14 protein-coding genes are annotated in these 14253 nt (G+C 45.3%); 5 read left to right on the forward strand and 9 right to left on the reverse strand.

Annotated elements, in window-relative coordinates; all coding sequences use genetic code 11:
* Nucleotides 1-124 precede the first annotated feature (124 nt).
* Complete coding sequence (locus tag QUB52_RS05225) at nt 125-319, forward strand: hypothetical protein (RefSeq protein ID WP_265233839.1); 195 nt, start codon at nt 125-127, stop codon at nt 317-319.
* A gap of 82 nt (nt 320-401) precedes the next feature.
* On the opposite strand, the gene QUB52_RS05230 is transcribed toward QUB52_RS05225, so the two are convergent.
* On the reverse strand, nt 402-680 hold the full coding sequence (locus QUB52_RS05230) for a hypothetical protein (protein WP_265233840.1): 279 nt from the start codon (nt 678-680) through the stop codon (nt 402-404).
* Nucleotides 681-900: 220 nt separating this feature from the next.
* Here QUB52_RS05230 and QUB52_RS05235 point away from each other — a divergent pair, with 220 nt between their 5' ends.
* Nucleotides 901-2475 (forward strand): NupC/NupG family nucleoside CNT transporter, encoded by a 1575-nt coding sequence (locus QUB52_RS05235; protein WP_332968215.1) that lies wholly within the window; start codon nt 901-903, stop codon nt 2473-2475.
* A gap of 434 nt (nt 2476-2909) precedes the next feature.
* Here QUB52_RS05235 and QUB52_RS05240 read toward each other — a convergent pair whose 3' ends face one another.
* Nucleotides 2910-3032, reverse strand: a complete 123-nt coding sequence (locus tag QUB52_RS05240) for a hypothetical protein (RefSeq protein WP_332968298.1) — start codon at nt 3030-3032, stop codon at nt 2910-2912.
* Between QUB52_RS05240 and QUB52_RS05245 the strand changes: the two genes are divergently transcribed.
* The gene (locus tag QUB52_RS05245; RefSeq protein WP_332972429.1) at nt 2974-3579 is read left to right on the forward strand and encodes a DUF3318 domain-containing protein; all 606 of its coding nucleotides are present in this window, start codon (nt 2974-2976) and stop codon (nt 3577-3579) included. The two genes, QUB52_RS05240 and QUB52_RS05245, sit on opposite strands and share 59 nt — an antisense overlap.
* A 306-nt stretch (nt 3580-3885) precedes the next feature.
* Here the strand turns inward: QUB52_RS05245 and QUB52_RS05250 are convergent, their stop codons facing one another.
* The 4 genes from QUB52_RS05250 to QUB52_RS05265 all read right to left on the reverse strand — a co-directional run bounded on the left by QUB52_RS05250 (nt 3886) and on the right by QUB52_RS05265 (nt 10586).
* Nucleotides 3886-5082, reverse strand: a complete 1197-nt coding sequence (locus tag QUB52_RS05250) for an SUMF1/EgtB/PvdO family nonheme iron enzyme (RefSeq protein ID WP_332972430.1) — start codon at nt 5080-5082, stop codon at nt 3886-3888.
* Nucleotides 5079-7223 (reverse strand): NACHT domain-containing protein, encoded by a 2145-nt coding sequence (locus tag QUB52_RS05255; protein WP_332972431.1) that lies wholly within the window; start codon nt 7221-7223, stop codon nt 5079-5081. The genes QUB52_RS05250 and QUB52_RS05255 overlap by 4 nt, the downstream gene beginning before the upstream one ends.
* A gap of 144 nt (nt 7224-7367) precedes the next feature.
* A complete protein-coding gene (locus QUB52_RS05260) occupies nt 7368-9164 on the reverse strand; it encodes a glycosyltransferase family 39 protein (protein ID WP_332972432.1) in 1797 nt (598 codons plus the stop codon).
* Between the two features lie 204 nt (nt 9165-9368).
* Entirely contained in the window at nt 9369-10586 is a 1218-nt protein-coding gene (locus QUB52_RS05265) for a glycosyltransferase (RefSeq protein ID WP_332972433.1), read from the reverse strand.
* Between the two features lie 140 nt (nt 10587-10726).
* On the opposite strand from QUB52_RS05265, the gene cofH reads away from it, so the two are divergent.
* Nucleotides 10727-11872, forward strand: coding sequence for a 7,8-didemethyl-8-hydroxy-5-deazariboflavin synthase subunit CofH (cofH, locus tag QUB52_RS05270; protein WP_332972434.1), 1146 nt, complete (start codon nt 10727-10729; stop codon nt 11870-11872).
* A gap of 182 nt (nt 11873-12054) precedes the next feature.
* Here cofH and QUB52_RS05275 read toward each other — a convergent pair whose 3' ends face one another.
* On the reverse strand, nt 12055-12321 hold the full coding sequence (locus tag QUB52_RS05275; RefSeq protein WP_106149473.1) for a hypothetical protein: 267 nt from the start codon (nt 12319-12321) through the stop codon (nt 12055-12057).
* Nucleotides 12322-12536: 215 nt separating this feature from the next.
* On the opposite strand from QUB52_RS05275, the gene QUB52_RS05280 reads away from it, so the two are divergent.
* Nucleotides 12537-12779, forward strand: coding sequence for a helix-turn-helix domain-containing protein (locus tag QUB52_RS05280; RefSeq protein WP_332968226.1), 243 nt, complete (start codon nt 12537-12539; stop codon nt 12777-12779).
* 132 nt (nt 12780-12911) lie between these two features.
* On the opposite strand, the gene QUB52_RS05285 is transcribed toward QUB52_RS05280, so the two are convergent.
* Together QUB52_RS05285 and QUB52_RS05290 are read right to left on the reverse strand one after the other, a co-directional pair.
* Nucleotides 12912-13892, reverse strand: a complete 981-nt coding sequence (locus QUB52_RS05285) for a hypothetical protein (protein WP_332972437.1) — start codon at nt 13890-13892, stop codon at nt 12912-12914.
* Nucleotides 13893-13901: 9 nt separating this feature from the next.
* A complete protein-coding gene (locus QUB52_RS05290) occupies nt 13902-14153 on the reverse strand; it encodes a hypothetical protein (protein ID WP_332972438.1) in 252 nt (83 codons plus the stop codon).
* Nucleotides 14154-14253 lie beyond the last annotated feature (100 nt).

A 14253-nucleotide genomic window follows, 5' to 3' on the forward strand; every position in this document is an offset into this window, starting at 1 on the left:
TTTCGTCCTATAATTTGTAGACTGATTAGATGGAACAGCAGTCAACCCACGAAATAACTAGCTCCTCTGACCAAGTTATCTGACGAAGTTAACAACAAAATATTGATGCTTTTAGAGATCAACCATGCAAACTCAAACTTTCCCATTTTTAAATGAACAAGTAGTTGAGCATATCTTTGCATTAGGCGAACTGACTCGCGATGACAGACAGCGAATTCAGTCAATGTTATTAGATGAGTCGATCGGCGAAAATGAATTGAGGTTAATTGAAAAAGTCATGGAAGGCGTAGTCAAGGGAATACTAGACGTGCTTTATTAGTTGAAAACTTGCGCAGACTTATGTAAAAGTAGGGTGCGCGTTGCGCACCTTACTCTAATTTCAAATAAAATCGAAAATCACTCTAAAAATCATCATCTGAAGCCTCATCGGAGCTCTCATCGCTACGCACAAGTTCAGAAGGAGGCCTATCGCTACTCCAGGCCCACCACACAGCGCCACACCGACAGCGGTAAAATTCTTGCCACTTGCGGCGGTTGGACTCGGTGTATACTGGCGATCGACGATTAATCCAGACTTCATGGGCATCCGTGCAGCTAGCAGCGCACTTGGGACAGCAAAACTCAGTAGCGTGAACCGCCGCCGCAGTCCATTCAGGAGAATGTGGAGCAAAAGCTTCCATGTGTTAGAGTTTCTATCTAAACTGCTGGTAATTACGGCAAATCAAGGGTTGCTAAAGATCCGCAGAACTCGCAATCACATAAGCAACGACATAAATACGCTGTTGAGTGCGTAATTTATCTGCCAGTTATTTTTTTTGGCATTTGCCGTCCGATGAATAGTATAACTGATGTGGTGCAAGCCGTCGATCGGCATTCTCAACTATTTCAAGGACTAGGCTCATGTCTATTTACAACTTTATCTCATTTCTGGGCATATTTGGCTTATGTGCGATCGCCTGGATTTTCTCAGAAAACCGCCAAGTTCGTTATATACCTTGGCGCGTCATCATCTGGGGCATTGGCCTGCAATTAGTCTTAGGATTTTTAGTATTCCTGTTTCCCCCAACTCGCATCGCCCTAGAGTGGTTTACAGGCTTGCTCGATGGAGTATTCACCGCTGCTGACACCGGAGCGAGATTTGTATTCGGCACAAACATCGTACCAAAACCAGGTCAAGAGCCGCCAATTAATTTAGGATATATTTTCGCCTTTCGAGCTTTACCGACAGTAGTCTTTTTTTCCGGCCTCATGGCCTTACTGTACAACATCGGCGTAATTCAAATTGTCACCGAAGTTTTTGCCAAAATATTTTATAAGACAATGCGGTTGAGTGGCGCGGAAGCCCTCAGCGGCGCAGCCAATATTTTTGTAGGAATAGAAGCAGCAATTGTCGTCAAGCCTTATTTGCCACAAATGACTCGTTCCGAACTTTGTGCAATCCTCTCCTGCTGTTTTGGAACCGCCGCTTCATCAACTTTAGCAATTTACGTCAGCTTTCTCAAGCCTGTATTTCCAAATATTTTAGGACATTTAGTTTCAGCCTCAATTATCGCCATTCCCGCTTGCTTTGTCCTGTCCAAGATTTTAGTGCCGGAGACAGGAGTACCGCTGACAATGGGCGGTATCCCCAAGGAAAATCCTAAGCCCCAAGGCCACGAGTTCATCGGCGACGAAATTAGAGATAATGACGGTGAGATCCGCAAACAAGAGACAGTTGGCGGAGAACCAATCGAACGAGTTAGCCCTTTGGATGCAGCGATAATTGGCGCATTGGACGGTGTGAAAATGTCAGTAGCCATTGCCGCTGTTTTGATTTTAATCTTGGGCTTAGTTTCCTTAATCAATCAATTCTTTGGCTGGCTGGCAGTTTTACCTGCTCCCATCGGCACAATCTTTAGTTTTGTTACCCTGCAAAACATTCAAGGAGTCTTATTTTACCCGCTAACCTTGTTAACCGGAGTTCCCCTTGAAGATTCCTGGGTAGCATCAGTAATCATCGGACGGCGGCTGTTAGAAACCGCGATTCCGCCTTATCAAAGTTTAGCAGAAGCGGCGGCAAAAGGACTAATTAGCGATCGCACAGTTTTGATTGTCAGTTACGCCCTTTCCGGCTTCGCCCACCTAGCATCCGTTGGCATATTTGTCGGCGGCACAATCGCCCTAATTCCCTCCCGCCGCAAAGACATTTCCGAACTCGGTTGGAAAGCATTATTTGTCGGCACTTTAGCAACAATGATGATTGCCTGCATCGCCGGCTTATTTGACACCGGAGACGCGAGCATTTTAGGCGCTAAGGCCGCCCCTGCTGCCCCGATAACTGCCCCCGCTTCCCCGAAACCGCTGGCATCCCCCGCCGCGACTTCCAAGCCGTTAGTTGCTCCAGCAATTGCCAGCCCGAAGCCTTCGCCCAAGGGTGAGAAAGTGGCTCCTAAAGCTCAAGAATCTCCTAAATCTGAATCGAATAAAAGTCCTTAATATCTACCAGGGACTCGTAGGGGCGGGTTCACCCACAATATTTGTCAATTATTGACAATCTCTAAAACCCGCCCTCACCCAGCAGTAAATCCCGGACTACTGTATGAAATAGTTTGACATAGTTGATCAATTATTGACAATCTATAAAATTGGCTATCATTTAACAATAAATCCCAAGTTACAGTTATATTTTTGTATTGGATAGAAATCCAGGTTGATGTAGTTTATTGGTTGTGTGGGGGCGGGTTTATGTAGGTTATTGATGGGAGTTAAATATTGTTGGTGAACCCGCCCCTACGAGTCCGTGATAGATAAGATTGTTTTTTTGCAGATTAACTGGTTCCAAGGCTCTGCCTTGGAACCGATATTCAGAAGCTCTGCCTCGACTGGAAAAAAGGAGGCAGAGCCTCCGGATCTGCGTTACCAGGCAGAGCCTAGTAACGAGTAGTAAATTCCCTCTTCCTTCTTCCCTCTTCCCTCTTCCTTCTTCCTTCAACTATGAATCCCGAACCAGAAATTCGCCGCCTGTTAGATGTGATGCCCGCTTCCGGTCGCATGACGTGTAAAATTATTAATAAGCCTCAACAATCGACGGTGATTGATTGCGATTTTCCTTTACCTTGGCATCAATCTCGCCCGATTTATATTAATTTTGATTTGTGGCGGCTGCTATCTAAGCCGCAGCGGGATTTACTGCTATTGCGAAATGTGAGTTTTTTGGGAAATTTTAAGTGGTTTAAAGCGGATATTTATCAAGGTGCGGCTGTGGCGGGAATTGTCGGCACTGTTGTAGAGTTGTTGCAGGGTGATGCGATCGGAATTGCGATCGCCGGTGGGTTGACTGGATTGGCGATGACTCGAATTTGGCGCGACAATCGCAGTTCGCAAGTAGAGCTAGATGCTGATGAAACGGCGATTAGAGTCGCGGGAAGGCGTGGTTACAGTGAATCTGAAGCGGCGGGACATCTGCTGGGGGCGATCGAAGCTGTGGCTCAAATTGAAGGGCGCAGTTTGGATTTTAATGAGTTGATTCGGTGTCAGAATTTAAGGGCGATATCGGGTATTTCGGCGGTGGGCGTGCCCGATAGTGTCAGGCAAGATTGAAAATACTATTTCATAAACAATTGCGTGTCCTTGGAAGAAATCATGATGGCAATTGATTGTTATATTTTCAATACGCTTGGGTTAACCCTTTTTTGTCATTGCGAGCGTCTTAGCAAAGCAATCGCAGTATATATTTTTCACACTGTTCTATCTCCAGGACTCTCTTATCAGAACCGTATTATATATCTCAATACGGTTCAGTTAACAAGGTAATTGCTCGCCTGTCTCAATTAATTGAGAAGTATCATAGTCTTTGCGATTGCTTAGCTAAGAGCTCGCAATGACATACTTCGCTAACTATATCTGCTACTCAACTCTTTCCCTGACAATCCGAATACTCTCCCATGCAGGTATCCGACCCGCTTGTCGCTCATCTAGTAATACCAAGTAAACGTAAAGTGGGTAGATTTCATTGAGACTCTTTAGATAGTTACTGCTAATAGCTTCACTTTCTTGACCGCTTAACTTAATTGTATTGAGCGCCTTTTTATTTTTGGAGATTACCTCATAAGTTGCTGACAAGAAACGATAGATAACAAGAATAGAAAGCAGAGGAAAGTATAAAAGAAAATTACTGCTTTTGCTTGTTTCAATTGCTTTAAACTGGGCTTCAAGGTCGCGGTTGAGGACGCGGTTGAGGTCGCGGTTGAGGTCGCAGTAGAGGTCGCGGTGAAGGTTGCGGTAGAGGTCGCGGTAAAGGTCGTGATTGAGGTCGCGGTTGAGGACGAGTTTGAGGACGAGTTCGTGGTCGCGGTAGAGGATGAAGTTGAGCTCGTAGTCGAGAATGAGGTTGAGGTCGCGGTTGAGGTCGGAGTTGAGGTCGGAGTTGAGGACGCGGTTGAGGTCGGAGTTGAGGTCGGAGTTGAGGTCGGAGTTGAGGACGCGGTTGAGGTCGCGGTTGAGGTCGCGGTTGAGGTCGCGGTTGAGGTCGGGTTTGAGGTCGGGTTTGAGGTCGCGGTTGAGGTCGCGGTTGAGGACGCGGTTGAGGTCGAGGTTGAGGTCGAGGTCGAGGTCGAGGTCGAGGTAGATGTCGAGGTCGCGGTCGCGGTTGAGCTTGAGAACCAAAACCTCAGCTAATTTCTGTTCCCAAGTTTGCTTCTGTCCTGTTTCTATTCCTGCAAGGATTCGCTGTTTTCCATCAAAACACCAGCATCCTAATTGTTTTTCTGTAACTGGATGCTCCTCTACTTCAGCTAGAGTTGGCAGTCTGTACTTAAATCCCAATGCAGATTGCTGCTGAGTTAACCATTCACAAAACTCCTCAGCATCACTAGATCGTACTCCAGTAATGGGTTTTTGAGCATCTCCTGGCGGAAATCTGTAACTTTTCCAATGGTCAGGTTGACGATGTTCATCTGCTTTCAGATTCTCATCAATAAAAAGCTGATATTCGGCGCAGGTGATGTAACTCATGTCAATTTCGACATTCTCATCAATCCGCAGTAGATTTTGCAGACGCCTGGATAACAACACGTTAGCTGCTAAGGTGAATCTTTCTGTCATCGACTTTCCAAATCTGTGTTTAACTTTTCTTGCAGTTGTTGCCGAACGTCGGGATTTACACTCAACGCCTCGTCCAAGCAATCATAGGCGAGTGCCATTTCCTCAACAGATGGAGATGGCATCGCCAAGATTGCACGAATCAGATTGCTAGCATTACTCTGCGCTGCATAAAGACGGATAGTTTCAGCCCACCAAGATTGATTAATATTTCCGATTAACAGACTCTCTTGGTTCGATTCCTTAATCTGAACCGCTGCTAAATATTCCTGGAAACTCAAATGAGCAAATTCATAAACGCCTACTTCTTTTTCCACTAACAACCCACTCACATCCCGAATTTGCTGGATAAAACTCTCTGAATTCGTACCGTTACCAGCTACATTTGCCAGCTTGTCTGTAATCCAATCAATTCCATCGGATAGCTGGAAATCGCGAGTTTTTTGCTGCATTAATTCAAATGCCAGCACTTGCAGAACAGATTGCTTTTGCGTGGCTGTTAGTGTATCCGCAATATTTTTAGCTCTTTGTCGCTTTTCTAGTAAAATCTGGCAAATTTCTTTGTAAAGTTCTACCCGTTTTCCCGGCAAGGCGCTACCGCGACGGTGGACTGTGGCAATCATTGTTAGCAGTAAAGGATTCACCGCCATGTCCGCCAGAGGTTTGCTATTCTTAATCCGCTGAATTAAATCATCAGCTTGTTGTTTTGCCTCTGCCCGCACTCCCTTATCATCTTGTCCAGCGCGACTCATCACCTCTGTTTCCAAATACCAGCTACCAATAAACTGCTGCATCTGTTTTAGGTTAAATGGTTGCACTTCTAAGACAGTCACATCTTGTTGCAACCGCGCAGTTTTATAACCAAAAGGTCGAGAAGTTAAAATAAAAGCTGTGTCCGGGTATGCCCCCATCTGTTCGTCTACCCAACGACTTACTTGCTGGCGCTGGGATTCATCCGCCACTTCATCCAATCCATCTAACATTACCAAACATTGGTTTTGACGTAATTTTTCGGCAAACCAGTTAGGCGGTGGATTCATCAGTGGATATTTTTGGTGCTGCTGCTGTACCTGCTGAGTAATTAACTCTGCCAGAGGCAGTTGATGATTGTTCACAATTTCCTGACGCACATCTCGGAGATACAACAATATCGGAATCAGTTTCGGCGCTTTCCGATGCACTTTCCGCTGTTGCTTTGTGGCATAAGTCTGGGTTAAATATCTCAAAACCGTAGTTTTCCCAGAACCGGGTGCGCCCAACACTGCCATGCGCCGCAATGCCGGATTCTTATCTATCGCTGCTACAAAACTCCAAATTTGTGTTTCATTTGAGTTGTTTCCTTCATCCTTTAGTGGCTGAATCATTTTGTGACTTGTATTCGCTGCCTCTGTTGCAGCAATTTTGAGCGGCACAAATACTTTTTGCAACTTCAGAGTTCTGTCTCTATCCAATCCCTGTGTTTGATAGTCTCGACAGATATAAGTCAAGCCCTTGTAATATTCCCGCTGAAAAGGTGAGGTTGAATCTTCAATTTTATTCCAAATCCCGTCTGCAAAACTATCTGCAAGTTGCTGTCTCTTTGCCCTAAACTTCGGTGCAAGTTGGTTAGTAACTGGGATGAGAAACTTGATGAGATGGATAAACAACATCACAATTACAGTCACAACCAAAGCTAAAAATGATGCTGTCCATTCCCCCCTCAGTATGAAATACAACATTACTGCCAGTCCAAAACCGGGCGGAAACCATACCAATCTGTTCTGCCATTGTCTCGGTAAAAGCAGTACGGGTGGCAGCACAGTCCCCAAACCAAACATCACGAGAGATGTATAAAAAACTACTGGGCTGAATTCAGCAGCTATGTAGTTCCCCTTCAAGAGTCCGAACAGGATGCCACCTCCCAGCAGGGGTAAAAAACCAACAAGCCAGTTTTGATTCCCAGGTGTTGCACTCGGCTGAGACTGACTGGATATAGCAGTGAAGATGAAAAGTGCCAATAGACACACTACAGTCAGTCCGAGTATCAGGGGGTCTGATATTTTTAAGTCTTGTTTACCCGGTAGTTGGTTGATCAGCCAACCCAACAAACCATTACTGAGTATCAACAGCAACGGTAGCAGCAAATTTTGGAGAAATCTGGACATAAGCGATCGCATTTAAAAGCTTGTTGTATCCAATTTTACGCGATCTGAGCGATCGATATCACGAAGGTTCCCTAACGTACTTATTTTAATCAAAAGCGCGATCGATTTTTTTTAGGGATTTTATGCAAGCGACGCACCCTACAACTATGACCTAGAACAATGATAAACTTGATATTCATACCCATCTACACCCGGAAACTGGCGCGATTCAAGCTGACATTTTTGTGCTGCTAAGTTGACAGGTGCGCGAAAATTTACTAACCACAAATCTAGCGGACGTTCTAATTGACTGAGTGTCTGATCGAGTATCCCCGCCACAATTTCCGGCGCATCCCTTCTCTGCTTAACTAAAAGAAACCGTGGAGAATCAAAGGCTTTAACTTCTTCCTTCTTCCCTCTTCCTTCTTCCTTCTTCCTTCTTCCTTCTTCCTTCTTCCTTCTTTCCCATTCCAATCCTATCCCCATCAATTCTCCTATTTCTACATGAGTATTTTGAGTAGTGGCAATTAACACGGGAACTTTCGAGACTTCGCGGATAATGGGAATTAAAAGGTCTGGTTTGTAATATTTGCGATAGCCGAGATTGGAATTTACTGTGATACCGCTGACAAAACCCATTGCTAAAATTAGCATGACTGCTTTTTTGCCAGAAATTTCTACGGCAGGTAAATTAAACCATCGACTTTTGACTGTAGGTGTGCTATAAATAACTGCTAAGATTGCTCCTAACAATAAGATCGCGCCGGGAAAGTAGACAAAATTGTATCGAGGGCCGCGAGTTAGGTCAATTCCTAGAATGTATGCAAAGCTGAAAAATAGGAAAATTGCTCCTAGTACAAATCCGCCGAAAATCACAGTACCTAAATGAGTATTTGGCGTTTTTAAGGAATTTTTAAGAGCGTTTGGCAGCAGGGGAAGTGCCCAAAGCAAAAATATTGCCATGCCGATCGCAGATCCAGCCACTACTGCCAAATTTGAGGATTCCACCGGCAGCAGCGACACGACAGTGATCCATCCAGCTAAAGCTTGAACAATCGGATTGATCCCATCTAATAATGTGCGATCGCCACTGACAATCCAATTAGTTAGTTCACTGCCGTATTTATTTGACGAAAATACCGGCAGCCAAACTAAACCGCCAGCTAAAGTCCCCAGCGCTACTGCGACAAGCCGCCAGATAATTTGAAATTGCCAAATATTCGACTGCTGATTATTTGAAGTTGCCAATTTCTGATTAAATTGCAGCCAAATTACAGCAATTAAGGCGATGGTTTCAGCACACAAAGTCAGCACGAAAAAGTAGTGAGAAGCAATTCCTAAACAGTTGACAACTATCCAAAGCAGCAGCGCCCAAATAGGCAGCGGAGCGCGCTGTTGCAGTTTTTTAGCAGCTAAGGTCAAGCAAAAAAGAGAGGCAATAACTAATAAGATTCCTAAAGTATAATGGCGGGCTTCTTGAGCGAGATAAATGCCGTAGGGAGAAACTGCCATCATTGCGGCCGCACATTGACCGACTAAACGAGAATTGAATGCAAATTTGCCTAAAAAATAGATGGCGGGTACTGAAATAACGCCCAATAATGCCGGCAGCGATCGCCCAATCCACACTAAACTATCGTCAGTCGGCCCAAAGAACCGCATCCACCAGTGGGCTAGCATAAAATATACTGGCGGATGGTTGCTTTCTAGCAGCAAATGGTTTAAGACATCTGCAATGCCAGCATCGGGACGAAATTGCAATGGTTGTAGTAGAGTCGAAAGTGCGATCGCGCGATCGATCGGCACTCCGCGAAAACTGTTGCCCAAACTAAACACCAGAGTCGAAAACTCGTCCGTCCACAGCGGTTTCGAGTCCAAATTGGCAAAACGCAGCATTAGGGCGATCGCCATCCACAGCAAGAGCAACAACAGTTGTTTATTTTTAATCATCAATTCAGTCATTCAAAGGTCTTGGGAAGAACAGTTATTATAGTTGATAATTGACAGTTAACAGTTGATAGTTGCTAGTTGCTAGTTGTTAACTATCAACTGTTTAAAACCCTCCCTGACAACTGCCAACTGCCAACTGCCAACTGCCAACTGCCAACTGCCAACAGTCAACTGTCAACAGTCAACTGCCAACAGTCAACAGTCAACTGCCAACAGTCAACTGTCAACTTCCGTCACCCGCCAGCTCAGCTTCATATTAATCCAGAAATTCCACAGAGTCACGACTGCGATCGCAATTAAAGTCGCCAAATATTCATTCATCCCCAAAATATTAAACATCACATTAACCAGCAGCACATTCAAAATCAAACCCATCAAGCAAATTGTATTAAACTTCAACAGCCGTTTCAAGCGCTGCTTCATTCCCGGCTGCCGCTTAGAAATATCCCCAAAAGTCCACAAATCATTCCAAAAAAAGTTACTGATAATTGCCAATTCAGCAGCAAGAATCAGACTGCGAGTCAGCTCCAAATTGAATATCTCGCGCAGCACGTACAAAACCGCCATATTCACAAACACGCCGCTGAAACCCACAAGGCCAAACCGCAGAAACTTACCCATCGGCCAGCGGGCAAACCGCAATATGAGCAAATGCCGCAAATACTCAATATACTGTTTCCCAGTAACTTTGCTCTCGCCTGCTTTCCGCTCCTGAAACACGTAACCAACTTCTCCAATCCAGCGGATATCCCCCCTCCCGAGCACTTCAATCAAAATTTTGTAACCGGCAGGATTCATGGTTTTACCGGCAACGCAACTGCGGCGCACCATAAAATAGCCACTCATCGGATCGGAAACTCGGCCCACCACTCCCGGTAGTACGATCAATCCGACTATTTGAGCTCCCCGTGACAACAATCGCCTGACAACGCTCCAGTCGCTCACCCCGCCCTCGTCAACGTGGCGGCTCGCAGCGGCCAAATCGGCTCCCCGCTGAATTTCTGATAAAAGCTGCAACAGCGTCTCCGGGGGATGCTGCAAGTCGGCATCGATCACCCCCAAAACCTCGCCCCTAGAGGCTTGCCACCCGCGAATTACGGCGGTGGAAAGTCCCCGCTCGTCTGAGCGCCGCATCACGCGCAAGTGCGGATATTCGGCTGTCAAGGACTGGGCAACTTCCCAGGTGCGATCGGGACTGTTGTCATCGACTACAATTAATTCGTAGTTGCCGGGAATCACGCCATCGAGCAATTGGCTCAATTGTTCCACAATACTCTTGACATTCTTGCACTCGTTATAGGTCGGAATGACGAGGGAAAAATAAATGGGCGGTGTGTCTGCGTCTGTAAAAGTTGAACCGAAAGTCGGTACAACAGGAATTTGCAAAGGCCCAGACGGCACTGTCAAGACCTGATTTGCTTGGTTGATGCCCATAATTTCAGTTTCCAGAAAGTCAATCAGGGTTTGGTAGTAGTTGAGATTTTAGAATATCGTTTCTCTCTAATTGATTCGTTAAAATATGAAAACGCCTTAATTCTAGGCAGTAATTCTGTAGTTGAGTTAAAAAGAAAACTGTGGATGCAATTCTCGATCGCGCTTTACAAGGTTACAACATCTCTACCGCCGAGGCATTGGTACTTTTGCAGCCAAGAGATCCAGAGGATCTCGCCCAAATTCAAGCAACCGCTGACTTGCTGCGCCGCCGACAATCAGGGGATACAGTCACCTATGTTATAAATCACAATATTAATTTTACTAACATTTGCGAGCAGCATTGCAGTTTTTGTGCGTTCCGCCGCGACGAGGGAGACGAGGGCGCATTTTGGTTAGATGCAGCCCAAATTCAGGAGAAGGCAACTGATGCAGTGCGACGGGATGCGACGGAAATTTGTATGCAGGGCGGCTTAAATCTTCAAGCTAAACTGAACGGCCAATCTTTGCCTTATTATCTGCAATTGGTAAAAACTATTAAAGATAAGTTTCCGCAGTTGCACTTGCACGCTTTTTCGCCGCAAGAAATAGAATTTATTGCCAGACAAGATAATCTGAGTTTCAGTTATGTAATTTCTGCTTTGCAGGACGCCGGAGTTGGTTCGATGCCGGGAACTGCGGCGGAAGTTCTCGACGATGCGGTGCGGAGGATAATTTGCCCGGAAAAACTAGATTCGGCAACTTGGTTAGAAATTGTAGGAACTGCTCACCGTCTGGGTTTGCCGACAACGAGCACGATGCTTTGCGGGCATATTGAGACGGCCTCTCAGCAGGTTTTGCATTTGGAAAAAGTGCGATCGCTCCAACAAACAGCAATTAACAACAACTATCCAGCGCGCATCACAGAATTCATTTTACTGCCCTTTGTCGGACAGGATGCACCGGCTCCTTTACGCAGTAGAGTCGGCCGCGATCAACCAGTTTTAGCAGATACATTGTTACTCACCGCAGTATCTCGAATCTTTTTGGGAAATTTGATTTCCAATCATCAGCCAAGCTGGGTAAAATTGGGTTTAGCAGGAGCTACAGAAGCCCTGACATGGGGCTGCAACGACATCGGCGGCACTTTGATGGAGGAGCACATTACCACGATGGCCGGTGCGGTTGGCGGCAGTTGTCAGTCTGTGGAAGATTTGCAGAATGCGATTCGTTCTTTGGGGCGGGATTATCAGCAAAGAGATACAATTTATCGACCTTTGGGGGTTGACAATTTGGCTGTAATAAGTTAATAAATTCGCAATAAATTGGCGGTTGAAACCGCTGCTATACAAACAATGTCCGCCTCCGCGGACTAAGAAATAATTAAGCTGAACATCTCGGCCGGGGCGGGTTTACTGGAGCGATCGTTTTCATTATATATCTAAGCGAACCCGCCCCTACAGGAATTACGGTCGATCGCACATTTGACACTTCAATCCAACCGAATTAACTTGACTAACAAACTCATGATTTCTCCTTGTTCCGGTGTAATAATGATGCGATTGTCGGGAATGGCGATGGGATGCGTCCAACGAGCAACTTCCGCGTAGCGCAAGGCGTGGAGTTGGTGGATTGTGCGCCGTACTCCCAGCGGCGAACCGATGATGACATGACGGATGGATTCGCGATTATCGGCCTCAAAGCTTTGGTTGGTTAAAACTTGGGGCGATACTTGGTTCGATGCGGAATCTTGCAGCATAGTTTTGACAAACAATTTGGGATAGGTTTGATGCTTTGTAACGGTAAAACCGCGTACAATGACAGATTGAAGAAAAGACAACAATTCCCCTACAGCACAAGTTGCGGTTCTGGTGCTGTCTAATCTTTATTGGCTTGAGTCTAAATTAGTTTAGGGCAGATGTCAATTATTTTAGGCAAAATCTAAAGTATTTAATATAAGTTAACAAATAGCCTATGGGAATCTCAGAAAGAGCCGATCGATCGCCCTTAATGCGATTGAGAACTCAGCGGTTTATGACTCAAAAGCAGCTAGCAGAAGCACTTGGCGTTACGGAAGCGACGGTAAGCAACTGGGAATCGGGGCGATCTGTACCGAAGCTAACGCCTGTGCAATACAAGAAGTTGCTAGAGATTCTGCAAATTACCTCTGCTGAATTACCAGACCAATTTGGTTATCCGAGCGATGCTGATGGATAGAATTCATATCATTTTTGTTATTCCCTTTCATCGTTTCAACTTAACCAGAAATATCGCTTAACCCGAAATACCGCCAGGGGTTTAAACCCCTGGCGGTATTTCGGGTATAACGTGTTTGATTTTGATAACTGATCACCTACTTTGAATCTCTACAAACTTCTGAAAGAGGGGTACTTGAAAACGATAACCTTCTTCAGTCACCTCCAGCACTTCTTTCTCCACAAGTCTCTGCCACGAACGACTTTCTCTTACCGCTAAAACTGGTTCATTGATTAATTTATGCAAAAACTCTCGTTCTGATTCCGTTAATTCTTGATAGCGTTCTCGAAATGCAGCCCCCCCTTGTTCCAAACTTGTGAGAATTGCAGCCTGCACGTTTTCTGCTGCTAATTGCTTTTGTTTTTCCTGATTTAACCGGGCATTTTCTCTGTTTATTGCATTCAGGCTATCGACAAGTACGCGACACATCAGTTGTACATAATAAGGCTGACACCGGGTTAAGTAAATAATTTCATCAATGGCGCCCTCTGTATAAATGTCGGGAAAATCATCAATAGGATTCCGAATTAAATCTCGCGCCTCTGATTCCTGCAAATACGTCATCCGTAAAGATTGTGTATTAATCAAATAATCGTTCCAATAAGGATTTAGTTCGTCCAAAGTATGGGAACCGCTGAATAGCAATATCCAATTAGCGCGGTTCTGCAAAATGTAGCGCAAAAAGTTCAGGGGCGATCGACTTCCGGTAATCATTACAACTTCCTCCAACCGCTCAAACTCGTCCAGACACAACAAAAATCGCTTTCCGGGCGCCTTTTTTTCGATTTGCCCAAACCATTTTTGCAAAGCCATAAACGGTTCTGTCTTTAGCGATTCTCTGTCAATGGCGGGTAATTGAAAATTGCGGTTGCGCCGCGCCTCTTCCACAATTGCATCAGCGATAAACTCGGCTAAACCGCTCAAGGTTGTTGTCATTGCTGCACCCTGAAAGTCGATCAACAACGGCACTAATTCTGAGCCAACTTTTTGAGGTAAAAACTTGAGGGCGGAGGTTTTTCCAGTGCGACGGCCTCCATACAGCAATAATACAGGTGGTTGAGAGGAACGAGCCAAAGACTCGATTTATCGAAATACATCCAAACGCCCTTTGAAGCGACTGCTAGAATTTTCTGGGTTGAGGGCTGGCCCAGCGACATAAACTTGCGGGATTTCTGCTGAATCTAAAGCTGCTTCCTCTAGAGTTTTTCGGGATGTTTCTAAGATATCCAGCCACCGCTGCACAATGCTGCCAAAGCTAGTTGCTAAAGCTGGATTTTTGCCAAAAACCAGACTGTTTCGCAAACCATTAAGTTTTTTCAAAGGTGTGGCCAGCATTTCATATTGAAGGTAGGCAGAACGTAAGGATTCAGGTAAAAAATAGTTGATTGAGAGCCGAAAAATATGGTAATGTAGTCAGATGAGCGAAAAGCCAGAG

The organism is Microcoleus sp. A6-C6 (assembly GCF_036705955.1).
GTDB lineage: Bacteria > Cyanobacteriota > Cyanobacteriia > Cyanobacteriales > Microcoleaceae > Microcoleus.

Excerpts from the sequence above, each read along its gene's own strand:
- QUB52_RS05290 (WP_332972438.1), bottom strand. The coding sequence starts at position 14,153 with ATGCTGGCCACACCTTTGAAAAAACTTAATGGTTTGCGAAACAGTCTG.
- QUB52_RS05235 (WP_332968215.1), top strand. The coding sequence starts at position 901 with ATGTCTATTTACAACTTTATCTCATTTCTGGGCATATTTGGCTTATGT.
- QUB52_RS05245 (WP_332972429.1), top strand. The coding sequence starts at position 2,974 with ATGAATCCCGAACCAGAAATTCGCCGCCTGTTAGATGTGATGCCCGCT.
- QUB52_RS05230 (WP_265233840.1), bottom strand. The coding sequence starts at position 680 with ATGGAAGCTTTTGCTCCACATTCTCCTGAATGGACTGCGGCGGCGGTT.
- QUB52_RS05250 (WP_332972430.1), bottom strand. The coding sequence starts at position 5,082 with ATGACAGAAAGATTCACCTTAGCAGCTAACGTGTTGTTATCCAGGCGT.
- QUB52_RS05260 (WP_332972432.1), bottom strand. The coding sequence starts at position 9,164 with ATGACTGAATTGATGATTAAAAATAAACAACTGTTGTTGCTCTTGCTG.
- QUB52_RS05275 (WP_106149473.1), bottom strand. The coding sequence starts at position 12,321 with ATGCTGCAAGATTCCGCATCGAACCAAGTATCGCCCCAAGTTTTAACC.
- QUB52_RS05280 (WP_332968226.1), top strand. The coding sequence starts at position 12,537 with ATGGGAATCTCAGAAAGAGCCGATCGATCGCCCTTAATGCGATTGAGA.
- QUB52_RS05225 (WP_265233839.1), top strand. The coding sequence starts at position 125 with ATGCAAACTCAAACTTTCCCATTTTTAAATGAACAAGTAGTTGAGCAT.
- QUB52_RS05265 (WP_332972433.1), bottom strand. The coding sequence starts at position 10,586 with ATGGGCATCAACCAAGCAAATCAGGTCTTGACAGTGCCGTCTGGGCCT.
- QUB52_RS05240 (WP_332968298.1), bottom strand. The coding sequence starts at position 3,032 with ATGCGACCGGAAGCGGGCATCACATCTAACAGGCGGCGAATTTCTGGT.
- QUB52_RS05255 (WP_332972431.1), bottom strand. The coding sequence starts at position 7,223 with ATGTCCAGATTTCTCCAAAATTTGCTGCTACCGTTGCTGTTGATACTC.